Here is a 20,277-nt window from a genome sequence, read left to right as displayed (position 1 = left end):
ACTCAAGGCCACCCGGGAGCCATCCACGGGGTGAGCCGTTGCGCGAGGGTGTAATCTGAACGCCATGAATCGATTGAGGAGTGCCACCCTTGCGCTCGTCTTCCCCGGCTGCGGCTGCGCCGCCGACGATGCGCCCCCTGAAGACGAAGTCCTGGCGAGCGCTGAGTTCGCCGTTACAGCCGAGACGCCGTACACGCTCGCCGCCTCGACGGCCCCGCTCGTGAGATGCAAGGCCTATGGCTTCTTGAAGTATTGACCGCGCGGAGCCCCATCCTCCCGCGCGTGACGCATTCCGTCTGAAGGCCCGCTCTCTTCGCGTTTTACGCGGTTGCCTAGAACATCTTGAGATGCGAGTATTGGTGAAACATCCCTATTGCGTCGGAGGTTTCGCCATGAAGTTGTCGAAGCAGCCCCTGCTCGTCGCGGCGGTGTTTCTTCTCTCGGCGAGCAGTGGCTTCGCGCTGTCCTTCCAGGGCACGGGGCCCGTGTCCCAGGCGCCCCGGTTCTGCACCAACTCCCTTCAGTGTGAAAACCCGTGGTCGCCAGACGGCGAATGCTGCGCCGTCCAGCCCCTGGACCCCAACATGGGCATCTGCGCCCCACGCCAGGCCGGGCTGCCCTGCCTTGACGTCTGAACCCGCACATTCCCAGGAGGAGTCCACGTGAAGCAGATGCTGATGGGATTGTTGTGTGCCCCCTTCGTCGCGCTGGCGAGCGAGGCTTCGGCCCCGGCCGAGTCCCGCGAGGCGCAGGAGTCGGCTGCGTTGGTCAACCCCGGCTACATCGTCGCGATCAGCCACAACATCGCGGGAGAGCTCGCCTACGGGGGCGGCACGGGCGCCATCGACCTGGTGAACTCCTTGATGGGCGGCGCCAATCAACCCGACGTGGTCGCCCTCCAGGAGGTCTGCCAGACGCAGGCAAGTGCGTTCTGGAACGCCAACCATCCCCGGGGCTATTGGGCCGCGTTCTACCCCACCAAGTACAAGGCGGCTTGTGGGGGCGTCGGCGGGGCGCTCAACCACGGCAACCTGATCGCCGTGCGGACGGAGTACGGCCCCTCCGTGCAATACAACCTCGACCTCCCCGGGAACTCAGGCCACGGGATGATCTGCATCGACTTCACCAAGCAGGGCCGGGCCTTCCGGGCTTGCAGCACCCATCTCATCGCTGGCTCGGGCCCGGACGACAACACGCGGCTGGCTCAAGCCAATACAATCCGCTCCTGGGCGACCAGCTGGATGAACTCGGGCTACCGGGTCATCGTCGGCGGAGACTTCAACGCGGCGCCCAGCTCGCCCGTCATCCAGACGTTGAACCACCTGGGCAACGGTGACCCGTTCATCGACGCGGACTTCAAGGCGCCCCGCGAGACCAAACGTCAGTACAGCCCGGCCTGCAACCAGCCGTGGAACTCGAAGCTCGACTACGTGTTCTTCTCGTACAACTGGACGGGGAGGAACAACATCGAGGCCACCCTGCGCGGAGAGACGTGCTCCGATCACCGCGCGCTCATGGGCACGGCCAAGGTGACGAACTGAGCCGGATTCACTGGCTCGGAACGCATCCCTGACGGGAGCCCCTCGGCCGTCTGCCGCGGGGGCTCTCGCCGGCGTACCGCCGGTACACGCGTCGAAAGGCAGCCGCGTCGGCGTAGCCCACCCGGGCGGCGACGTCATCGACCGAGTCCCGGGTCGTCTCCAGGAGGTGGGAGGCATGCGCCACGCGGACCCGCTGAACGAACTCGAGCGGCGTCATGCCCAGGCCAGCCTGGACCCGCCGCGCGAGCGTGCGCGGTGACGTGGCGGCGGCGCGTGCGAGTTCCGCCAGCGTCAACTGCCGGCCGAGGTTCGCGGTGATGAACCGTTCGACCGAGCGCAGCGCCGGGTCCGAGACGCGCAGATGCTCCATCACCATGTATCGGGCCTGCGAAACGCGCTCGTCGAGCACGAGGTAGCGAGCCACCAGGTGCGCCAGTGACGGGCTGGCGACGCGCGCGACGATGGCCAGCATCAAGTCGGCGTGCGCGAAGGCCGATCCCGCGGTGAGGACGCCATCACTCTCAATGACCATCCGGTCCGCGCGGACGGTGACCTGAGGGAAGCGGCGCACGAACGCGGGCACCAGCCACCAGGTCGTCGTCGCGTCCCGTCCCCCGAGGAGCCCCGCCGCCGCCAGGACGAAGGTCGCCGAGCACGAAGCAGCGACCATCGCCCCCTTCGCCGCCGCTCGCGCGAGCAGCTCCATGCCGCGTGCGGTGTCGGCGCGGGAGAGCAACTGTTCGACGGCGCGCTCGCTGGCCGCGGAGAGTCCGGGCACCAGCAGCACATCTCCCGCCTTCACGCTTCGCAGGCTGAGCGCACCGTCCACGCAGACGGAGCGTCCCGTGCCGGAGCGGACCGGGCGGCCATCCAGCGACACCACGCGTTGACGCAGTGGGTTCGCTCCTCGTGGAGCGCTTGGGACAAGGCCTGACTCCAGCAGGCGCGCGGCCGTGTTGACCACGTCGAGGCCGACACCCAGCGGGCCCTCGGCCACGCCATCCAGCACGACATGCCAAATCATTCCTGGCAAGGGTAGACCGAAAGCTGTCAACGTCGCCACTGGCTCACCGGAGAGGGTTTCCCGCATCGTCCGGGCATGACTCCTCCCGCCCCCGAGCCCACCGCCGACGATCCCCTGGATGACTTCGAGCGGCGCGCCATCACGCTTCAGGCGACCCCGCGCACCGTCTACGTCGCCGGTCGAGGTCCCGCGGTCATCGTCATGGCCGAGATGCCTGGCATCAGCCCTCACGTCGCGCGCTTCGCACGTTGGGTCCGGGATGCCGGCTTCACGGTCTACATGCCGTCGTTGTTCGGGAGGGATGGGGCCTATCCGCAGGCGGAGGCGGGGCTCGCCGTGATGAAGAAGGCCTGCGTGAGCGCGGCGTTCCGCGCGTTCGCGGCGAATGCGTCAAGCCCTGTGACGCAGTGGCTGCGTGCGCTCGCGAGCCTCGCGCACCAGGAATGTGGAGGCCCCGGCGTCGGCGCCATCGGAATGTGCTTCACCGGCAACTTCGCGCTCAGCCTGATGCTCGAGCCCGCGGTGCTGGCGCCCGTCCTGTGCCAGCCCTCGCTGCCGCTCGACACTCCGGGAGCGATTCAAATCGCCCCCGAAGAAGCCGCGGCCGTGAAGGAGCGGCTCGAGCGTGAAGACCTGACGGTGCTCGCGTACCGCTTCGACGGCGATCGCTTCTGCACGGCCCAGCGCTTCGCCGCCTACGCCGAAGCGCTTGGGCTCCGCTTCCACCCCAGGGTGCTGCCGTCGTCGGCCGCGAACTCCAGGCCCCCACCCTTCTTCGAGCGCATCGTCGGCGGTGCGCACAGCGTCGTGACCGCGCACCTCATCGACGCGGCCGGAGAGCCGACCCTCGCGGCGCGAGATGAGATCCTGTCCTTCTTCGCGCGGAGGCTTCGCCGCTTTCGTGAAACAGGGGGGCGATGACCGCCCCCCTTAAAAGCTTGTCGCTACCAGATGCAGCTGAGGAATCCGCCGGGGGTGAACACCGGAATGGAGCTCAGCGCGCCATCCGGAACCTCACCGTGCGCGGTGGCGGCCACGGGTGACCGATACATACTGGGGAGAGAGGAGTTGATATACCCCAGACTATACACGGTGCTGCTCGAGCGCTCGCGCAAGAGAGCGCCGCACCAGGGCTCGTGCGTGTTGTTGGCAAGCGTTCCCAAGGGGACGATCTTCACGCTGGACGCGCCCCCGTAGTAGGCGAGGTCCGATGCATTGGTGATGGGGTACTTGGCGCCCGCGATCCAGAGATAGACTTGGCTCCCCGTGCGCTCCTGGACCAGGACCTTGTAGGAGTAGTTGAAGAACGTATCACTCCAGCCGGCGTTCGGGATGTTGTTGATGGTCCTCCAGTCATCCCAGTAGTCCAACTCCGTGGGACTCGGAATCCACCAGAACATCTCTCCCACCACGACATAAATCGCAGAGAAGCCAATCTGGCGGAGCAGCGTGCCCTCCTGGGGAATCTCCGCATAGGAATCGATGGTGGCCTGGGACAGCACCACCGTGCTGGCGGAGGAATAATTGCTCCACTGCGCGGGAGGGATGAAGAACCGCGCGCCACCCGCCACCACGTATCGGTTTGTCGTGTCCGTGCTGAGGAGAACGTAACCGTCCGGGATGGGCGCGTAGCCAGCGAGGGCCTGAGCACCAAAGAGACTCAGTCCCAGAGCGAGCCAACGAGGAAACATTGCAAGAAACGAGACAACGCGCACGGATTCATCTCCATTCAAGGGTGGGTGCTGCCGAGCGGACCGGGCATCCGGAGACAAGGCGACTCCGCTGACAGCCACTGGGGGGCGGACAATGATTCGCACTCCCCAGGAACTGACGTCGCCCGGGCCGGTGGCGACGCCTTGAAGGTAGAACAAAGCAAACCCACGGAGCAACGATTGCTTGTCTGATGAACGCTATCGCCAGGATTTGCACCTCTACCAGGAAGCGCATTGCACCAGCATTGGAGAAGTCCAGAGCAGGTGCCGGAACCGGGCCCGCCCAAGGCCCCTGACTCATCACCCCTCGACGATGAACGTGGTGGAGTCCACTCCGGTGTTGCCCGTGACGGGGTCGTACGCAGTCACCGTGACTTCGTATGCGCCCTGCTGCTGGACGGAGAGTTCTGCCTCGAAGGTGCTGGTCTTCCCTGCGTACTTCAGGGGGAGCTGGGTGAGCGGCTTTCCATTGTGCTTCACCGTGGCCTGCAACTCATACCGAGTGGAATCCCAGAGCCCCTGGGGCTCCGTCGGGCAGCCACACATGAGGATGAGGTTGGCGCGAAGAGGCAGGGTGAGCTTCTTGTCTTTCGCGAGCTTGACGAACTCGTGAGCGGATGGCGTCAGCACATCCACCACGAAGCCAGGCAGCTCCAGGATGAGGCCATCGCCCTCGATGTGCTTGCCGGGCAGCAGCCAGAGTTGGGTCGTGCTGGTCGCGAGCGCCTGCCGCTGAGCAAGAGGCCCGGACACCTCCACCGTCACCCACCGCGGCTCGGCGAGGTCCAGGGTGGCCGTGAACTTCGCGGAGGCCTCATCCGCGAGCGGCGCGCCTCGCACCTGTGGCTGCTTCATCAGCGTCTGGGTGTTGCCTGTCGAGCCGGCGGTGACGCCGCTGGCCAGCACCTGGCCGGTCTGACCATCCCGGAGCACCACGCGCACGCCCCCCATGGATGTCCCGATGAACTTGCCGTCCCGGGCGCGAGCCCTCACGACCAACCGGGTCTCCGCCGCAAGGGCTGTCGTGGAGAACAACAGCAAGGTCCAGAGGATGAGGCTTCGCATGACTCGCTCCGTATCGGAAGGGAAGGTCTGAAGCGAAGCCACCTACCACGGCTTGCTCCCCGCGAAGGCGCGCACTGCTAGGATGTCGCGCCATGAGTCAGAAAGCTGCTTCGAAGTCGGGTGGGGCCAGGATCCTCCTCATGCTTGGCTGCGTGGTGCTGGCGATGGGTGGCGGCGTCTTCGCAGCGGTGAAGCTGCTCGGCAGCGGCGCGGGCAAGACCGACGTCGGAAACCGGAAGGCGCTCGCTTCGGTGCAGGCCCAACTGCGCACGGTCGATGCGTGCCTCATCGAATACAACCAGTGGACCCGGTCCCATCACCGGCAGATGCACCGGCGAGACGTCTTCATCACGTCTTGCGATGCGAAGGGCCTCGTTCCCAGGAGCGCGAAGGTGGTGCTCCCCGAGCAGTGGTCGCATGACGCACTCTCGTTCAAGGCGGAACGCTCATCGGTGAAGGACGAATGGTCCATCCTGGTGGACACGGAAGCGGTGCCCTTCCCGGTCCTGGTCGCGGGACTGGAAGAGCTCGCGCCCATCGTAGCGCGTGACGCCTCCGAGGCCCTGGAGAAGAGCCGGGCCGCCGAAGCGGAGAGCAATGCGAAGTATGAGGAGCAGCAGCGCCAGCAGGAGCAGCAGCGGCGGCAGAACCAGGAAAGCTACCCCTCGCGGTGACGCGGACACAACCGACAACTGGCTCCTGCAACCGCAGACAGCCCCTTGGGTCGGTCAAGCAGTCATCAGCGCGGAGGTGATGTGCCCATGCGTGCGTTCGCAAGTGCATACATCCCGCTGAATCCGCCGTGACCGGTTTGCCCATGGCGTGGGGACTTCCAAGCGTGACGGCCGTAGACCGGAGCAGTGCATTCTTCGACGTCATCGTGGACAAGATCAGCGGAGATGTCTTCTCGGAGAGCGACGCCCCGACCGTGGGGCCAGGCGCCACGCCAGCGGTCGCGGCGCTCCCGTCGAACGGCGGCGCCCTGGTGGCCTACATGAACGGCACCAGTATCTACGCCTCGGTGGTGGTGTACTGAATTGACGGGGTCCCTGATGCGCGCATTCCAGTTCGTGGGGGGGCGCGCATCCAGCATGGCTGGAGTTGCGCCGAGGGGCGATTTCACCGCTTCGACGCCGCTGTGCCTGCCCAGAATTCGCTCACTGCGTCATGAGCTCGTCGAAGCGAGTGAGCGAGGCGCGCGGAGGGCATCGTCAGCTCGGCGCGTAACCCCGAGGCGACAGCTTTCCTGACACAGGGGGCTGACGTGCCCTCCCGCGACCCCTTCCCATCATTCTGCCGGTCCGAAACGAGGCCGGTCCCCCGCGCGGCTACTCGCCAGAGGAGCGCGATAGCCCGTCCGCCGTCAGTTGCCGCGGTAGGTAGTGTTGAGGATGCCGATGCCCGCGCCTTCCACGTACAGGCTGACGGACGTGCCCTGGGTGGCGGCCTGGGTGGCGCGCTCGAACAGGCCCAGGCGCTCGGCCTCGCTGTACTGGTAGCCGGCGGACGAGGCGCCCGAGCCCAGGTAGTAGTAGTTGCCGACGAAGCTCCCTGTGCAATTCGCCCCGGTGTTCACCTGCACGACCACGTAGCCCTGGCCGTAGGTGACGTTGGGTTGCCGGGTGTACGTCGCCGCGCAGACGTAGCCATTCACGGTGATGGGGGCCGCCAGGGCCGTGCTGGCAAATCCGACCGACATCATCACCGCCGAAACAACGATGGACGCTCGCTTCATTGTGTTGTCCCCTTTTGCCGTTGGCTGAGGCCTCCGCGCCCAGGATGGGCGTGGGGCTCCGGAAAGCGTTTCTGCATTTCCGCTCGAAGTAACGTGCGGGACGGCATTTCCTCCTCACCTCTATTTCAAGTCCGAGTGCTTCTCGGAAACAGCAACCACAACCAGGTCGCGGGCTCTCACGCGAATGAGTCCCTTGCCACACCGGGCGTTCCGACGTGGTTCGCCCATGCCCCTGAGTGTGCCTTGCATTGCCACCCAAAAGACGTTCGTGCTGGAGGTGTGGAGGCAGGCGACGGGTGTTGGCGTACGTGAAGCGAGTGCGCACCTGGCCCCTGCGCGAGGGGTGCCCCAGAGCGCGGATGCTCTTCGCGGACTCCAACAGCGATGTCTACAGCTCACGCAACGCCGCGCTGCAAGCCCAGGTCAGCAAGCTCACCGGGTCCGTGGACGTGCGCCACCCGCAGTGCCTCACCCGCCACCGCCAGACGGCGCGGTAGCGGGCGGGCCCGCCCGGGACTCCGCGGGCTACGGCGTGGTGAACGCGGCGCTGAACGTGGACGCGCTGGAGCCGGGCAGCCGCTCCATGCTGATGGAGGGCGCACGCCAGGGCTCGAAGCCCGGCGAGCCATCCGCCGTCACACGCAGGAAGTACGTGGAGGCGGGCTCCAGCGCGTTGGGAGGCAGGCGCAGGTACGTCCTGTCACCGGGCACGTAGAAGCGCTTCGCGGGCGGCGTGACGGAGCTGTCGGTGAGCTTGGTGAGCGTCACGCTGTAGGCCTGGGGCGTGCCCAGGACCGGCTGCCGCCAGCTCACCACCGGCTGGGTGGTGCCCACCGACCGCGACACGTAGGCATCCAGGCCGTCGATGCGCACCTCCCGCGGTGGTGAGATCTTCGGCACGATGGGACCCGCGATGAAGTGCTCCAACCGGTCGACGACGGTGATGGAGCCAGTGGGGTAGTGCCCCCTGGCCCCCACGACGACCGGGGCCCCCGCGCGGAACGTATAGGTCGCGTACCCCAGCACGCCCCACGAGGCGGGATAGGGATTGCCGAAGGCCATCCGGCGCGTGATGACGCCGTTCTCACCGCGCGGCAGGGTCAGGTTGAGCAGCTCTCCCTGGTAGCCCACCCAGCCATCCTCCAGGCCGTGCGGCACGGGCAGCACCTGGAAGATGGGCAGGCTGAGCGTCGAGTCCGGGTTCACGTCCGCGCGCCAGCGGGTGAACTCGGACAGGCGCCACTCCATGGAGAACTCGCTCCGGGGCGTGGGCTGCAGGCTGCTCGTCAGCGACAGGGGCGTGGTGCCATCCGGCGTGAACGCGAAGGACGGCAGGTGCTGGCTGCTCGTCACCGTGGTGTAGGCCATGGGCGCGCCGCTCGGCAGGGTCCCGGACGGCACGGCATTGAGCTGGTTGACGTACACCCGGTCGCCCTTCGCCGGGTCCAGGACGGGCAGCGGGTAGCCGGTGAAGCCTGTCAGGAAGGCGTCCGGGTCTTGATGAGACGTGGTGCCGGCCGAGGGCCACGCCGTGAAGTCGAGCGACGCGGCCAGGTCCACGTCGCCGCTGACCACCTGGAAGACCGTGCCCGGCGAGCTGATGGACTCGTAGTCCTGCCAGGGATCCATCTGGGACAGGTCCGCCGTCACGGGCGTGTAGGTGACCGGCGAATAGACGGCGTCCGGACGCCCCACGCGGTTGACGCCCAGGTCGAAGCGCCGCTCCCGGGTCAGGTAGTAGAGGTGGTTGGAGCGGACGAAGAACTCCCCATCCGGGATGTTCTCGAAGCGCATGCCGCCCGGCACGGGCGTGCCCGAGCGCCGGTCGAAGCCCACCCCGCTCGGGTCGGGCACGAGGAGCTCCAGGTCGCGGGTGGACAGGTCCTGGGGAACCACCGTCACGCCGGTGCTCGCATGGAAGCGGGAGTCGGCCGTCACCAGCACGGAGGTGTCGGGTACGCCCGCGTCCGGCTCCACCGGCCCCGCGTCGGGTTCGCCACAGCCCGGCAGCAGGTCCCCGTCGCTGACCGTCGCGGTGCCTTCGCGGGGGTCGCTCCACACGACGTCCGGCCCCTTCACCTCATCCGAGGGAGGCCCTGCTTCCGCGCAGCCCAGCCAGGCCGCGCAAGAGGGAACGAGCAACAACGACAGACGGCGCAATGACATGACGGTCCCGGGAGGCATGAAATGGATTGACGGCCGGGCCTCAGCCCAGACCCGGCCCCTCTATACGCAGTGGGCGTTTTTCCCTGGCTCATTGAATTTCCCGGGATTTTCCAGCAGCTCCCTGCGCGCTGACCGCGTCCGGATGGACCGCGCCGCGGTGGACGGTGAACGCGGAGAGGAGCCAATCTGGCGTGTGTCTGCTGGAGCTGTATGGCCTCTGCGCCGGCCCGGAGTGCGGCTCATGGGCTGACCGTCAGCCTCCCCCACCTCCCGCCCTGCTCCCGCCCGCTACGCCCAAGAGGGCTCCTGTCCTTCCCATGCTCCGCGTGTCCATCGTTCCGCGAGGCCATGCCACACGTGAATGCATGGTCTCCCACTCCGCGGCTGCGAATCCGCGAGGAGGAACCATGACGGAGACACTGGAAGTCGTCCCACGGGAGCGAGAGGAAGGCGCGGCGGTCCTGCTGCGTTCCTGGCAGCTGACGAGGGCGCTGCTGCAGGAGCTGTCCCCCAGGGACCTGCGCACGGGGCGCTGGTTCACCCAGCTGCTGTCCATCTATCTGCGGCACTACGACACGCACCGGCTGCACGCGGTCGCCGCGGCGAAGGGGACGGGCGCTGACACCACCGAAACCCTCATCCGGCAGGCCTGCGAGGCGGCCTTCCTCACCGGCGCGGGGAGTGGCTCGGTCACCACCGGCATCACCGCGGCCTCGGCGGACGCGGGCGTCGTCGGGTTGATGGTGGCCCTTCCCGCATCGGGGATTGTCGTCACGGCGGAGATGATCGTGCGGGCCCTCATCCACCTGCGGCTGGCGTGCGACCTGGCCAGCGCCTTCCACATCCGCTTCGACCCGGAGGACCCCGCGGATTTCTCGCGACTCTACGCCCTCCTCCGTGGCGGGGGGCACGACGAGGAAGAGGACCCGCTCGGCCTGGAGCGCGTGGAGCACCTGTCGCAAGCGAAGGCGACCGACCTGGGCGAGGACCTGGGGGCGAAGCTGCTGGGTGACAGCGTGGCGCGCAACATCGTGCCCTTCCTGAACGTGGTGACGTCCTCCGTGGACAACTGGCGGCGCACCCGGCGGCTGGGCGACTCCATGCTGCGCTACGTGCGGCTGCGCCACGCGCTGGAGGACGCCGACGCGGCCCTGCGCGAGGTGGCGCCGCGGAACGAGAGCCTGCTGCTGGAGAGCGCGTGGTTCCTCTTCGTCTCCGACGGCCGCCTCCGCGAGGAGGAGTCCGCCGTGCTCACCCACGAGCTCTCCCGGCTCACCCCGGCGCGGCGCCGGGAGGCGCTGGTGCGCTTCGTGGACGATGAGTCCGAGTGGCTCCAACGCCTGCGCTCGGCACCGGCCAGCGCGCGTGAAGTCCTCCAGGAGTCCTTGAACGCGCTCGCCGCCGCGGACCTCGCCGTGACCGAACCCGAGCGGGCCCTGCTTCAAAAGGCCGCGCAGGCCCTCCACACCTCCCTTGACAGAGGGCACCTGGAAACGCTGGTGCGGCGCTACCGCGAGGAGGGCGTGGCCCATGCGCCCAAGGCCCCGGCCGCCGTGCCACGCGCATCCCCGGCGGCGCGGGAACAGGAGACGCCGGCGCGCATCCACTGAGGTCCCCTCCCCGCCCCTCCAAGCCCTGGGGAGGGAGCTCTGTTGTTTCAGGAGTTCTGCCGGACCTGCACGGTGATCGCGCGGCGCCCGAGCTGCCACGTTGTCGCTGGGGGCATCCATGACATCACCCGGTAGGCCCTCGCCTGGCGTTGCGGTCGGAGGTAGTTTGCGAGAGGGCTGGTTGCACCCGAGTTTGCCGGCTCGGGGATGGCCTCGAAGAGCCAGGAGTGGTGCCTCTAGCGCTCCTGGCCCTTCGCTTCCGCGACCCCATCTTCTGGGCGGCAGGCGCGACGGAAGCCATCAGACAGGGAGGTCGGTAGAACCGACACCCTCGGCGCTCGTGCCCGCGCGTGCGATGTCCGCGCCGTGTCCACCCACGACAAGACGAAGACGCCGCGGGAGCGGCGCCGGGCGCCACGCTGGCGGTGGAGAGCACCAATCGGGGCGCGTTGTCGTTGAAGGTGAGAGCAGCGGCGCCAGAGCGCTGAACGACGCCAAGCAGCGTAACAACGTTACGCCCGTCTCCCCTGGCGCATCCGAGGTCGCTGCCTACCGCGAGAAGGTGCTGCCGGCCGACGGGCTGCCCGCGCTCATCGCGTAGAGGCGGCGTGCTCCGGGGCCGGCCTTCATGCGCGGCTCCGGCTCCCTCCTGAGAAGGATTGAAGCACAAGAAAAACGAAACTAAACAGCTATGCATGCGCAGTTTGAACACCCGATTCTTGGGCATGCTCGTGGCGGCGCTCGCGCTGGTGGGGGCGGGCTGTGGTGGCGGTGCCCATGCGCGGGCGAGCGACACCGAGCCCAGCGCCACTGCGGTGTACCTGGCCCAGGCGCAGTGCGGCCCCCAGGACTCCACGGTGAGCTGCTGCGTAAAGACGCACCCGGGCAACCCCACGCGCTGCGGGGCCACGGACTTCGAGGCAGAGGAAATCCTCTTCGGCGCCAGGGTCGCCAAGGAGCTGGCCCGCGAGGACCTGCCGGAGTGGAAGCGCTACTGCATGAACGAGTACGAGAAGTGCCAGAATCAGGACTGGATAGGCTCTTGCTACGACTGCTTCCGCCTCTGTGAGGGCCAGCAGGGGGAATGGCCGCACGACCGATGCTTCCGGCAACGGAAGGGCCGGTAGCGGCATGAGCCAGGACATCAACTGGGACGAGGTGCGTGCGCTCGCTGCGCGCATCGAGGCCGGCGAAGCACTGGCGCTCACTCCAGACGTGCGGGAGTTGCTGCTGCGTACTGCGCGCGAGGTGGCCATCCCTGAGCCGGATGCACAGGCCGCCGTCCAAGACGCGGCTACTGCGACCGCGCTTCTGCGCGAGGCTCGCTCGCGGATCCGCGAGGGCTCCATGCGCTTGGCGCGCACGAGGATGCTGGCTGGGGACCTCGCGAAGGCGGGCGATAAAGCCGGGGCCCGGAAGCTGCTGGAGGACCTGCTCGCCGTGGAGGTGGTGCCTCTCTACCGGCAGCAGGCGGAGCTGGAGTTGGAGGACCTGGACTGACCGGCGCTCACGCGCACCGCGGGCACAGCACCAGCCACTTCTTCTGGAAGCTGGTCCCGCGAGTCGTCTCCTTCAGCACGAGCGAACCCTCGCGAGGGGCCACCTGGGCGCCGCAACCGGCAGAGCCCAGCGCGGAGGTTGGGGCGCCTGCCCTGCTCGGCGCTCGCGCACACCAGGTGCCGCGTGCCGGTGGCGGCGGAGTACTCCACGTACTCGCCCTTGAGGATGCGCCCGCTGCACCCGGCCGCCGTGCACGTGCCCGCCTTCGCCGCGATGATGGTGGGCACCTACGCGCCCCACGCCGACGGGCGGCGGGACTCCACTGCGGGGAGCGCGAGCCCCATCTGAGCGCCCTGCCCCACCGGGCGCGGCCGCACATCCCGAGGCGCGGCCGCGCGGCGCTGGCGCAGTTTCCCGGAGACGCGCGCGGGCAGCTCCGGCCCGAGCCCCTTGGCGTCGAGTGCCTCGCGCATCCGCTTCAGCGCCTGTCGGTGGAGCCGCAGCACCTCGTCCTCCGACAGGCGCAGCTCCTGGGCCACAGTCCGCGCCGCGGGCTCAGCGCCCGGGCCCCGCTCGTAGCCCGCCAGCTTCTGGGCCACCACGCGCTGCAGGCGAGGCATCTGGTACAGCTCGGTGAGGGCCGCCTCGCGCTCGGCCACCAGTCGGTGACGCGCGGCCGTCGTGTCCACCAGCCCGAGGCGCGTCTCCATGTTCGCCGCGGAGTCCCGGCCTTCCTCGCCGGCCAGCAGCTGGTCCAGGGAGACGGTGGAGATGGAGCCCTCCCCCAGCGTCAGGATGGAGGCCTCGTCCAGCCCCTGGGCGCGCAGCGCGGTGGACACCGGCACGCCCTCCTTCCGCGCCGCCTTCTTCGCCCGCCGAAGCCGCTTCAGGGCGTGGTCGGTGACACCCGCGGCCAGGGTGAGACGCTTCTTCATGGTGTTGCTCCCGTTGAGGGGGGTGGATAGCACCAGGAAGAAGGGGCGGCTCAGACGCGCGGCATCCAGTTCCAGCAGCCGTCCATTGGGGCCTCGGTGGCCGCCTGGCGGCCATGCTCACCGGGAAGGGCAGCGCGTTGGGCGGCTTCACGAGCAGGGACACTGAGCCGTCGCTGTTGACGGCGGTGATGTCCGCCGCGCAGACCAGGACGCCGTGCTGGTAGTGGACGGCGCGGTCGATGGAGGGCTTCTGGCCGGGCGGCACCACCGGAGCCCCGACCGGTCCCGGCAGCACCGTGGACACGGACGCGACCGGCGTGTTGATGGTCTCGGCGACCGCGAGCCAGCCGGCGCGCACCAGTGTGGAGCACTTCTCGAACGGGCGCAGCTCGGCGCCCGTCACCGCGGAGCGTCCTCCGGTGACGCTGCCGTAGCAGTGGTACAGCATCAGGGCGAGGGCGAGCTTGCTGGGGCTGGCCTGGGCCAGTGCCTTCTCGGCACTGGCGATGAGCTCGGGCGGAGGCGTGTACGGCGCGGGGGTGGGCGTGGACATGGGCGCTTTTCCTGGTGCGGCGGATGAGCTGCACCACGAAGAAGGGGCGCCTCGCGGGGGGCTCGCCTCTTGGTGGCTTCGGTCCTGCCTCCGCCTGAGGTCACTTGCGATATGCCAACATGGCCATCAGCCGACGGCGCTTCGCCCCCGCTGAATGGCCAAGCAAATGAAGGAGCGGATCATGCGAACAGCCCCAATCCTGCTGGCTGTCCTAGGTATCCTTGCATTTCAGCCGTCGACCCCAAATTACGGAGCGCCAACGGAGGCCGGCCAGAAGGAAAGCGCCTCGTCCGGCCAAGTAGTAGGGGGGGCCTGCACGCCCATCTCATACGCATGCGCACCAGGCAGTGGTGGGTGGCTGGTCTGTAACGCCCAGGGGGCGTGGGTATATGGGGGGGATTGTCCTCCAGGCACGAGCTGTTGGTTCTATCAGCCCGCCCTGAGCCCATATTGCGTTCCCCAAGGCTTCACACTGCCCTGATTGCAGTAAGCGCTCATGCTGCGCGTTGTTGCGTGCGGGTGGACTGCACGGCACTAGCAGGAAGGGGCGGCTCAGCGGCGTGGCAGCCAGCGCGGGTGGTCGCACTGGCCCAGGCGCCTGCCGCACAGGTGGCATCGAGGTGGCGAGCCCATCAGGAGGTGAAGGGCAGCCGGCGGAAGCCCAGGACGTCGCTCCGGTAGGCGATGCGCGGGTGCGTCTTCACGCGCGCCCCAGCCGCAGCCGCAGCCGCCAGGGTGAGCGTCGTGCTCCCGCCTCCGGAGGCTCCCATCACCACGCCCGCTCCGACTTACACCATGACGTGGTTCGGGTCGTCACGCGTCACCGGGCGCCCCTGAAGCGTCGTGTGGCCCGCGCGCCCGTACAGCACGAGGTCGCCTGGCAGCAGCTCCGCCTCCGTCGCCACGGGCGCGCAGATGTCCCAGAGGCGGTCCGTGTTGTGCGTGGCCCGCCAGTCCGGGCCGCCCACCTGGTTGAGCGCCCACGTCACGAGTCCGGAGCAGTCGAAGAAGCGCGGGCCATCCGCTGGCACGCGCTGCCCCTTTGCGCCCCACCGGTAGGGCGAATGCATCTGGGCGAGGACGAGGGCGAGGAAGGCGGCGCGCTGCGAGGTGATGATGGGCACGGTGGACTCCGGGGACTGCGACGTGTTCCCCGGAGAAGGGGTGCCCATTGGCTCACCGCGAATGGCAGCGCCATCCTGGCGAGGCAGCACCAACCCTCAAACCAGGAGAAACGGATGCGAGTGGCAATCATTGCCGGGCTGATGACTGTGGGGCTGATACTCGGCTGCGGCGGCCCTGAAGCAGAGGGAACGGCAGAAGCCAGCGATGGGCGAGCGGATAGTGCTTCAGCTCAATCAGCGTCCGCCGACTGCTACGATGCGTGCAGCGAAAAGCTGAGGATTTGTTATCGAAAAGGGGGCGGCATAAACGAATGTTTTGCCGCATTCGAAGCATGCGAGGCGAAGTGCGAGCTGGCGGGAGCTGCCCCCTCCCGCCAGGACGAGAGCGCAAAGCTTCTCGCGGCAGGCCTCCCACCCGACAACATCTGCCACGTCTGGTGTGACGTCGGCCCTCGCGCGGGCTATCGAACATCCGCCTACGCCGGCAGCATCGCGGCATGCTTTGCCTTCGCCCGTGATGAGTGTGGAGAATCGGGCACGTACACGTACAACGCCAAGCCTGGGCCTTTTGATCTGCCACGGCAAGGGATGAGGCTCAGGGGTGGCCAGGGCTTGCGTCCTTGGCCACCACGTTGGCGGCGTGCTGCATCTGCCGAGAGGTGCGCTCCCCCATCAGCAGCGTGACGTGGTTCACCGCCTGGTGCAGCTGCGGCCGCGCGGCGCCCATCCAGTCCTGAGCCATCCCCTCATATGAAGCCAAGCGCTTCTTTGAAGACAGGGTGACAATGGAGGAGTTCGGCGAAGCGCTCGACGAGAGGCCGCAATCGTTCCTCCTTCACCATGAGAATGGCTTGGTAATACATGCAGCCCTGCCGGAAGAGCGAGTAGGTGCGCGTCTTGGCTGTGTTGGCCTTCAAGCCCTTTTCCATCCCCAGACTCTCCCCAGCGGCGCCCAGCAGCGTCAGCAGCACCTGGGCCAAGGCACTCACCAGCAGCAGCCTGTCTCTGCGCTCGGGACTCTTCACACGCACCGAGGACAGTCCCATCCCGAATCTCAAGTCCTTGACGTCCCGGAATGTCTCCTCGCACGAGAAGCGTCGGGCATAGAGGTCCACCACCTGGCGTGCGCTGACAGCCCCCAGGCTGGTGGCCAGACACCACGGCTCCTTCATTCCCTTCTGGCGCACCAGCACCACCGCGGGCACCGGAAGGTCGGCTGGAGCGCTACGGACAGCTTTCGCTATACTCCCCCTCCGCCTAGGAAAACGCCGGGGGTGTGAACATGGGCATCAGGGGCAAGTGCTTCAACAAGCGATACAACGAACCGCCCAGGCCGTGTCCGTTATTCATGCAACAGCAGGATACAGATGATGGTCTGTGCGCCACCTGCCGCAAAGCGCTGAAGGCTCCGACCGCGCCCAAGTTCGAAGCCCCCAAGACGCCCTACCTCAAGAAGAAACCCACGCCCTCAGGGGTCGTCGAAAAGAAGAGCACCGCCCCGAGGCAGGTGTCCTCCACGTCCACCAGCCTGCCGCCCGTCGAGATGATCTCGGCCCGGGAGCTCACGAAGCCCGCGAACCTTCCTCTCAGGGATGCAATGCATGTGGAAGTGAAGGGGCGTGGAAAGCTCTTCGGCCAGCTCGCCAGCCCGTCGGATGCGCCTACGCTGAAGGTGCGCGTGGGTGGCACCACGAACCAGCATGTCTGGGTCAACGCCCAGGACGTGGTCCCGCACCCCACCCTCCAGGCCATGCGCGAGAACGAGGTCTCACGCGAGGCCTTCTCCCAGGCGCTCTGCCGGCTGACCTGCGACGAGCAGCCGCGGCTTCACATCATCTGGTTCGGGAGCGCGCTGCCCGAGGCCCGGATGAAGGCCCTGGACACCTGGATCAGCGCATTCGACCCCGGCCTCCAGGTGTATGTCTGGGCGGACTCACGTGTTCGCGGCTGGGACGCCATCAACTCGCAGTTCTTCGGCAAGTCCCGATGCAAGGTGTTCGATGCCAGCGTGGCGCTGGCCGCGGCCTGTCAGGCGATGTGGACCGATGCCTATGAGAAGGAAATCGGGCTCAGGCCCCGCATGGAGGGCGCCGAGTGCTTTGTCGCGTCCGCGGCTGCTTCGGATGTGCTGCGCCTGGTGGTTGTCTACCTGTACGGGGGCCTCTACCTGGACATGGACATGCCCATGGCCCGGGATTGGAAGAAGAGGAACATCTCCTTCCCGCTGAACGAGCACGGCTTCGCGCTTCTGCGGTGGCAGAACGGGCATCCCGTCAACGCGGGCATGGCCGCCCGTCCGAATTCTCCCAAGCTGGCCAAGGTCATCCATGCGTACGTGGAGGCGATGGCGAACTACCTGTCGTTGTACCTCTCCGACAAGGACCTCCAGCTCATCACCCAGACGATGCGCGAAAACCACGACAAGTGGACGGAGGAGATGCCGGTGTTTCTCACGGCGAAGAATTTCACGATGTTCAGGACAGGTCCCGACGTCCTCAATGAGGCCGTCACAATGGTCCTCGGCGCGCCAATGATCACCTGGGAAAGAAATTATCAGTTCGCCGTGGAAGGCATGCATTACGGCAATGAACTCTCGTGGCTATCCCCCAGGGCCATGTGGTTCCCGTAGGGAGCCCTCTGCGCAAAAGTGGCGAAACCCCGGGTCCAGCGCCATGCGCGAGGCCAACTCGTCCGACAGCCCCCGAGCTCGGCCCAAAGAAAAAGCCTGACAACCCGTACTGGATTGCCAGGCTCCTTCACTGTGGAGGCGGAGGGAATCGACCCCTCGGGCAGTTACCCCCTATCACGGCCTCTGGGCGCTCGCGTTCGGCAACGGCCTCATGAACCAGCCACCCGTACGCTGTTCTTCACCGCGGATCCGGAGATGGAGTCCCAGGCGCTGAGCCTCTCGCGGTCGAAGCAGGAAACATTCCAGGGATGCGCCCGGGGAAGCCTGCCCCGGGCGCATCCAGCTTCCTGTCGGTGACCGCCCCCCGCTGGGAGCTTGTCGCTACCAGATGCAGCTGAGGAATCCGCCGGGGGTGAACACCGGGATGGAGCTCAGCGCGCCATCCGGAACCTCACCGTGCGCGGTGGCGGCCACGGGCGACCGATACATACCGGGGAGAGAGGAGTTGATATACCCCAGACTATACACGGTGCTGCTCGAGCGCTCGCGCAAGAGAGCGCCGCACCAGGGCTCGTGCGTGTTGTTGGCAAGCGTTCCCAAGGGGACGATCTTCACGCTGGACGCGCCCCCGTAGTAGGCGAGGTCCGACGCATTGGTGATGGGGTACTTGGCGCCCGCGATCCAGAGATAGACTTGGCTCCCCGTGCGCTCCTGGACCAGGACCTTGTAGGAGTAGTTGAAGAACGTATCACTCCAGCCGGCGTTCGGGATGTTGTTGACGGTCCTCCAGTCATCCCAGTAGTCCAACTCCGTGGGACTCGGAATCCACCAGAACATCTCTCCCACCACGACATAAATCGCAGAGAAGCCAATCTGGCGGAGCAGCGTGCCCTCCTGGGGAATCTCCGCATAGGAATCGATGGTGGCCTGGGACAGCACCACCGTGCTGGCGGAGGAATAATTGCTCCACTGCGCGGGAGGGATGAAGAACCGCGCGCCACCCGCCACCACGTATCGGTTTGTCGTGTCCGTGCTGAGGAGAACGTAACCGTCCGGGATGGGCGCGTAGCCCGCGAGGGCCTGAGCACCAAAGAGACTCAGCCCCAGAGCGAGCCAACGAGGAAATATTGCGAGAAACGAGACAACGCGCACGGATTCATCTCCATTCAAGGGTGGGTGCTGCCGAGCGGACCGGGTATCCGGGGACAAGGCGATTCCGCTGACAGCCGCTGGGGGCGGACAATGATTCGCACTCCCAGGAACTGACGTCGCCCGGGCCGGTGGCGACGCCTTGAAAGGTAGAGCAAAGCAAACCAATGGAGCAACAAGTGTTTGCCTTGTGAACGCTATCGCCAGGATTTGCACCTTCACCAGGAAGCGAATTGCAACAGGACTGGAGAAGTCCAGAGCAGGTGCCGGAACCGGGCCCGCCCAAGGCCCCTGGCCATGAAGGCTCCCAAGACCAGAGGTGAGAGGCCATTCGCGCGCAGGGCTCGTTGAACCCGTAATGCCATGCACGGGAGCCTCCGCGGCCACACCGCCCACCATGCTCCAGCCGCAAAGCAAGAGGCCAGCCCAGGCGGAGCAAGGACTCCTCACTGGTTTTCATCGGAGAATCCCCCACTTCGAGTGGAGTTGGATTCCCACCATGATCTGGTGGGTCATGCGATGGAGTAGGGGCAGCTCTGATCAGACAGGAGCGGCCTCGATCCTCGCGAGCCCCGCCTCCGCACCGGCCTCATCCATGGCCCGGGTGTAGCCGCGGGTGACGGGCTCCCTACCGGCAGTGGACGCTGTCCTTTCCGCATCGGGTGCGGTGGGTGCTGCTCAAGGACGTGGGGCTACTCTCGGACGTCCTCACCCTCTTCCTGCGCGCGGTGTTCGCCCTGCAGCGCCGGAAGGGCACGACGGCATGGCCTACGTGGTGGGCAGGTCGGGCCGTGTCGTTCATCCAGTTCTTCGGCTCCGCCTCGCAGGTGACTCCTCATTTCCACTCGCTGGTGCCGGACGGCGTCTTCGTGCCGCGGGAGGGCGGCGTGCGCTTCGAGCCGTTGCCTCCGCCCACGCAAGCAGAGGTGGAGCGACTGCTGCGGGTGGCGCGTCACCGGGTGCTACGCCTGCTGGAGAAAAGAGGGGCCCTGCCCGCGCAAGGGCCCGAGGACGCGCTGCAGACATACCAGGCGCACTCCCTGCTGCAGCGGCTGCGCTGGACGGAGGTGGACGTGCGGCTCCCTCCCAGAAAACAGCCCCGGTGCGCCTTCCTGGAGGGCTTCTCCCTGCACGCCAAACGCACCTGCATGCGAACGACAGGCAAGGACTGGAGCGGCTATGCCGCTACGGGGCACGCGGTGCGCTGGCACTGGAGCGGTTGTCACGAGCGGAGGATGGCCGCATCGCCTATCGCATGAAGCGCCCGCTGCCGGACGGAACCACGCACCTGCTCTTCACCGGGCTTACGCTGCTCCGCCGGCTGGCCAGCCTGGTGCCTTCGCCGAGGGCAAACCTGACGAGGTTCCACGGCATCTTTGCCCCAGGCGCGAAAGTGCGGCCATTCCTGCTCCCTCAAGCAGGGGCGGAGCCGGGGCTGGAGGAGGAGAGCCTCGCCTTTGCCGCGACGGTGGAGGAGCCGAGGAAGGAGCGCACATCCCGTTTGGACCAGGCCGGGCTGCTGAAAAGGACGTTC

Annotated in this window: 25 protein-coding genes; 13 read left to right on the top strand and 12 right to left on the bottom strand. The window is 67.1% G+C overall.

The genetic code is table 11. The features are described 5' to 3' along the window. The first annotated feature begins 392 nt into the window (after positions 1-392). Together D7Y15_RS05020 and D7Y15_RS05015 are read left to right on the top strand one after the other, a co-directional pair. On the top strand, positions 393-635 hold the full coding sequence (locus tag D7Y15_RS05020; protein ID WP_121751849.1) for a hypothetical protein: 243 nt from the start codon (positions 393-395) through the stop codon (positions 633-635). 36 nt (positions 636-671) lie between these two features. Then, complete coding sequence (locus D7Y15_RS05015) at positions 672-1,541, top strand: endonuclease/exonuclease/phosphatase family protein (protein ID WP_233604833.1); 870 nt, start codon at positions 672-674, stop codon at positions 1,539-1,541. 7 nt (positions 1,542-1,548) lie between these two features. On the opposite strand, the gene D7Y15_RS05010 is transcribed toward D7Y15_RS05015, so the two are convergent. Further along, positions 1,549-2,565 (bottom strand): GlxA family transcriptional regulator, encoded by a 1,017-nt coding sequence (locus D7Y15_RS05010; protein ID WP_121751847.1) that lies wholly within the window; start codon positions 2,563-2,565, stop codon positions 1,549-1,551. Between the two features lie 75 nt (positions 2,566-2,640). On the opposite strand from D7Y15_RS05010, the gene D7Y15_RS05005 reads away from it, so the two are divergent. Beyond that, a complete protein-coding gene (locus D7Y15_RS05005; protein ID WP_121751846.1) occupies positions 2,641-3,486 on the top strand; it encodes a dienelactone hydrolase family protein in 846 nt (281 codons plus the stop codon). A gap of 23 nt (positions 3,487-3,509) precedes the next feature. On the opposite strand, the gene D7Y15_RS05000 is transcribed toward D7Y15_RS05005, so the two are convergent. Next, complete coding sequence (locus tag D7Y15_RS05000) at positions 3,510-4,139, bottom strand: hypothetical protein (RefSeq protein ID WP_233604831.1); 630 nt, start codon at positions 4,137-4,139, stop codon at positions 3,510-3,512. Between the two features lie 438 nt (positions 4,140-4,577). Continuing rightward, positions 4,578-5,342, bottom strand: coding sequence for a hypothetical protein (locus D7Y15_RS04995; protein ID WP_121751844.1), 765 nt, complete (start codon positions 5,340-5,342; stop codon positions 4,578-4,580). A gap of 140 nt (positions 5,343-5,482) precedes the next feature. Between D7Y15_RS04995 and D7Y15_RS04990 the strand changes: the two genes are divergently transcribed. After that, the gene (locus tag D7Y15_RS04990; protein ID WP_121751843.1) at positions 5,483-6,016 is read left to right on the top strand and encodes a hypothetical protein; all 534 of its coding nucleotides are present in this window, start codon (positions 5,483-5,485) and stop codon (positions 6,014-6,016) included. A gap of 164 nt (positions 6,017-6,180) precedes the next feature. Further along, positions 6,181-6,378, top strand: a complete 198-nt coding sequence (locus tag D7Y15_RS04985; RefSeq protein WP_148712689.1) for a hypothetical protein — start codon at positions 6,181-6,183, stop codon at positions 6,376-6,378. 327 nt (positions 6,379-6,705) lie between these two features. Here the strand turns inward: D7Y15_RS04985 and D7Y15_RS04980 are convergent, their stop codons facing one another. Then, the gene (locus tag D7Y15_RS04980) at positions 6,706-7,077 is read right to left on the bottom strand and encodes a hypothetical protein (protein WP_121751841.1); all 372 of its coding nucleotides are present in this window, start codon (positions 7,075-7,077) and stop codon (positions 6,706-6,708) included. Between the two features lie 308 nt (positions 7,078-7,385). On the opposite strand from D7Y15_RS04980, the gene D7Y15_RS45560 reads away from it, so the two are divergent. Then, positions 7,386-7,574 (top strand): DUF1615 family protein, encoded by a 189-nt coding sequence (locus D7Y15_RS45560; protein ID WP_255430332.1) that lies wholly within the window; start codon positions 7,386-7,388, stop codon positions 7,572-7,574. A 28-nt stretch (positions 7,575-7,602) separates the two neighbouring features. Here the strand turns inward: D7Y15_RS45560 and D7Y15_RS04970 are convergent, their stop codons facing one another. Further along, complete coding sequence (locus D7Y15_RS04970) at positions 7,603-9,243, bottom strand: hypothetical protein (RefSeq protein WP_148712688.1); 1,641 nt, start codon at positions 9,241-9,243, stop codon at positions 7,603-7,605. A gap of 407 nt (positions 9,244-9,650) precedes the next feature. On the opposite strand from D7Y15_RS04970, the gene D7Y15_RS04965 reads away from it, so the two are divergent. From D7Y15_RS04965 to D7Y15_RS04955, 3 genes are all read left to right on the top strand, one after another. Then, positions 9,651-10,853 (top strand): hypothetical protein, encoded by a 1,203-nt coding sequence (locus D7Y15_RS04965; protein ID WP_121751839.1) that lies wholly within the window; start codon positions 9,651-9,653, stop codon positions 10,851-10,853. A 704-nt stretch (positions 10,854-11,557) separates the two neighbouring features. Then, positions 11,558-11,980 (top strand): hypothetical protein, encoded by a 423-nt coding sequence (locus tag D7Y15_RS04960; protein ID WP_233597301.1) that lies wholly within the window; start codon positions 11,558-11,560, stop codon positions 11,978-11,980. 4 nt (positions 11,981-11,984) lie between these two features. Then, positions 11,985-12,353 (top strand): DUSAM domain-containing protein, encoded by a 369-nt coding sequence (locus tag D7Y15_RS04955; RefSeq protein WP_120579501.1) that lies wholly within the window; start codon positions 11,985-11,987, stop codon positions 12,351-12,353. Here the strand turns inward: D7Y15_RS04955 and D7Y15_RS04950 are convergent. Continuing rightward, the gene (locus D7Y15_RS04950; RefSeq protein ID WP_233597302.1) at positions 12,311-12,640 is read right to left on the bottom strand and encodes a hypothetical protein; all 330 of its coding nucleotides are present in this window, start codon (positions 12,638-12,640) and stop codon (positions 12,311-12,313) included. The two genes, D7Y15_RS04955 and D7Y15_RS04950, sit on opposite strands and share 43 nt — an antisense overlap. After that, positions 12,641-13,288, bottom strand: a complete 648-nt coding sequence (locus tag D7Y15_RS04945; RefSeq protein ID WP_120593323.1) for a hypothetical protein — start codon at positions 13,286-13,288, stop codon at positions 12,641-12,643. 239 nt (positions 13,289-13,527) lie between these two features. Here D7Y15_RS04945 and D7Y15_RS04940 point away from each other — a divergent pair, with 239 nt between their 5' ends. Continuing rightward, on the top strand, positions 13,528-13,722 hold the full coding sequence (locus D7Y15_RS04940; protein ID WP_120593324.1) for a hypothetical protein: 195 nt from the start codon (positions 13,528-13,530) through the stop codon (positions 13,720-13,722). Positions 13,723-14,473: 751 nt separating this feature from the next. Here the strand turns inward: D7Y15_RS04940 and D7Y15_RS45555 are convergent. From D7Y15_RS45555 to D7Y15_RS04930, 4 genes are all read right to left on the bottom strand, one after another. After that, entirely contained in the window at positions 14,474-14,611 is a 138-nt protein-coding gene (locus D7Y15_RS45555) for a hypothetical protein (protein WP_233604829.1), read from the bottom strand. 18 nt (positions 14,612-14,629) lie between these two features. Beyond that, complete coding sequence (locus tag D7Y15_RS04935) at positions 14,630-14,965, bottom strand: NlpC/P60 family protein (protein WP_233604828.1); 336 nt, start codon at positions 14,963-14,965, stop codon at positions 14,630-14,632. A gap of 595 nt (positions 14,966-15,560) precedes the next feature. Beyond that, positions 15,561-15,707, bottom strand: coding sequence for a hypothetical protein (locus D7Y15_RS44615; RefSeq protein ID WP_158620536.1), 147 nt, complete (start codon positions 15,705-15,707; stop codon positions 15,561-15,563). 4 nt (positions 15,708-15,711) lie between these two features. Continuing rightward, complete coding sequence (locus D7Y15_RS04930; protein WP_233604827.1) at positions 15,712-16,161, bottom strand: transposase; 450 nt, start codon at positions 16,159-16,161, stop codon at positions 15,712-15,714. A 152-nt stretch (positions 16,162-16,313) separates the two neighbouring features. On the opposite strand from D7Y15_RS04930, the gene D7Y15_RS04925 reads away from it, so the two are divergent. Then, positions 16,314-17,594, top strand: a complete 1,281-nt coding sequence (locus D7Y15_RS04925; RefSeq protein WP_158629007.1) for a TcdA/TcdB catalytic glycosyltransferase domain-containing protein — start codon at positions 16,314-16,316, stop codon at positions 17,592-17,594. A 381-nt stretch (positions 17,595-17,975) separates the two neighbouring features. Here the strand turns inward: D7Y15_RS04925 and D7Y15_RS04920 are convergent, their stop codons facing one another. Beyond that, positions 17,976-18,605 (bottom strand): hypothetical protein, encoded by a 630-nt coding sequence (locus D7Y15_RS04920; RefSeq protein WP_233604826.1) that lies wholly within the window; start codon positions 18,603-18,605, stop codon positions 17,976-17,978. A gap of 809 nt (positions 18,606-19,414) precedes the next feature. On the opposite strand from D7Y15_RS04920, the gene D7Y15_RS46355 reads away from it, so the two are divergent. Continuing rightward, complete coding sequence (locus D7Y15_RS46355) at positions 19,415-20,002, top strand: transposase (RefSeq protein WP_255430330.1); 588 nt, start codon at positions 19,415-19,417, stop codon at positions 20,000-20,002. Beyond that, on the top strand, positions 19,888-20,277 hold a 390-nt coding region (locus D7Y15_RS46350; protein ID WP_255430331.1), incomplete at its 3' end, for a transposase. The genes D7Y15_RS46355 and D7Y15_RS46350, both read left to right, overlap by 115 nt.

The organism is Corallococcus sp. AB030, assembly GCF_003668965.1.
Lineage (GTDB): Bacteria > Myxococcota > Myxococcia > Myxococcales > Myxococcaceae > Corallococcus > Corallococcus exiguus.
Note: the sequence above shows the minus strand (reverse complement) of the source record. Positions and strands in the feature narration are given on the sequence as shown.

Excerpts from the sequence above, each read along its gene's own strand:
- D7Y15_RS05020 (WP_121751849.1), top strand. The coding sequence starts at position 393 with ATGAAGTTGTCGAAGCAGCCCCTGCTCGTCGCGGCGGTGTTTCTTCTC.
- D7Y15_RS05015 (WP_233604833.1), top strand. The coding sequence starts at position 672 with ATGCTGATGGGATTGTTGTGTGCCCCCTTCGTCGCGCTGGCGAGCGAG.
- D7Y15_RS05010 (WP_121751847.1), bottom strand. The coding sequence starts at position 2,565 with ATGATTTGGCATGTCGTGCTGGATGGCGTGGCCGAGGGCCCGCTGGGT.
- D7Y15_RS05005 (WP_121751846.1), top strand. The coding sequence starts at position 2,641 with ATGACTCCTCCCGCCCCCGAGCCCACCGCCGACGATCCCCTGGATGAC.
- D7Y15_RS04995 (WP_121751844.1), bottom strand. The coding sequence starts at position 5,342 with ATGCGAAGCCTCATCCTCTGGACCTTGCTGTTGTTCTCCACGACAGCC.
- D7Y15_RS04990 (WP_121751843.1), top strand. The coding sequence starts at position 5,483 with ATGCTTGGCTGCGTGGTGCTGGCGATGGGTGGCGGCGTCTTCGCAGCG.
- D7Y15_RS04980 (WP_121751841.1), bottom strand. The coding sequence starts at position 7,077 with ATGAAGCGAGCGTCCATCGTTGTTTCGGCGGTGATGATGTCGGTCGGA.
- D7Y15_RS04970 (WP_148712688.1), bottom strand. The coding sequence starts at position 9,243 with ATGTCATTGCGCCGTCTGTCGTTGTTGCTCGTTCCCTCTTGCGCGGCC.
- D7Y15_RS04965 (WP_121751839.1), top strand. The coding sequence starts at position 9,651 with ATGACGGAGACACTGGAAGTCGTCCCACGGGAGCGAGAGGAAGGCGCG.
- D7Y15_RS04955 (WP_120579501.1), top strand. The coding sequence starts at position 11,985 with ATGAGCCAGGACATCAACTGGGACGAGGTGCGTGCGCTCGCTGCGCGC.
- D7Y15_RS04945 (WP_120593323.1), bottom strand. The coding sequence starts at position 13,288 with ATGAAGAAGCGTCTCACCCTGGCCGCGGGTGTCACCGACCACGCCCTG.
- D7Y15_RS04940 (WP_120593324.1), top strand. The coding sequence starts at position 13,528 with ATGGAGGGCTTCTGGCCGGGCGGCACCACCGGAGCCCCGACCGGTCCC.
- D7Y15_RS45555 (WP_233604829.1), bottom strand. The coding sequence starts at position 14,611 with ATGGGAGCCTCCGGAGGCGGGAGCACGACGCTCACCCTGGCGGCTGCG.
- D7Y15_RS44615 (WP_158620536.1), bottom strand. The coding sequence starts at position 15,707 with ATGGCTCAGGACTGGATGGGCGCCGCGCGGCCGCAGCTGCACCAGGCG.
- D7Y15_RS04925 (WP_158629007.1), top strand. The coding sequence starts at position 16,314 with ATGCAACAGCAGGATACAGATGATGGTCTGTGCGCCACCTGCCGCAAA.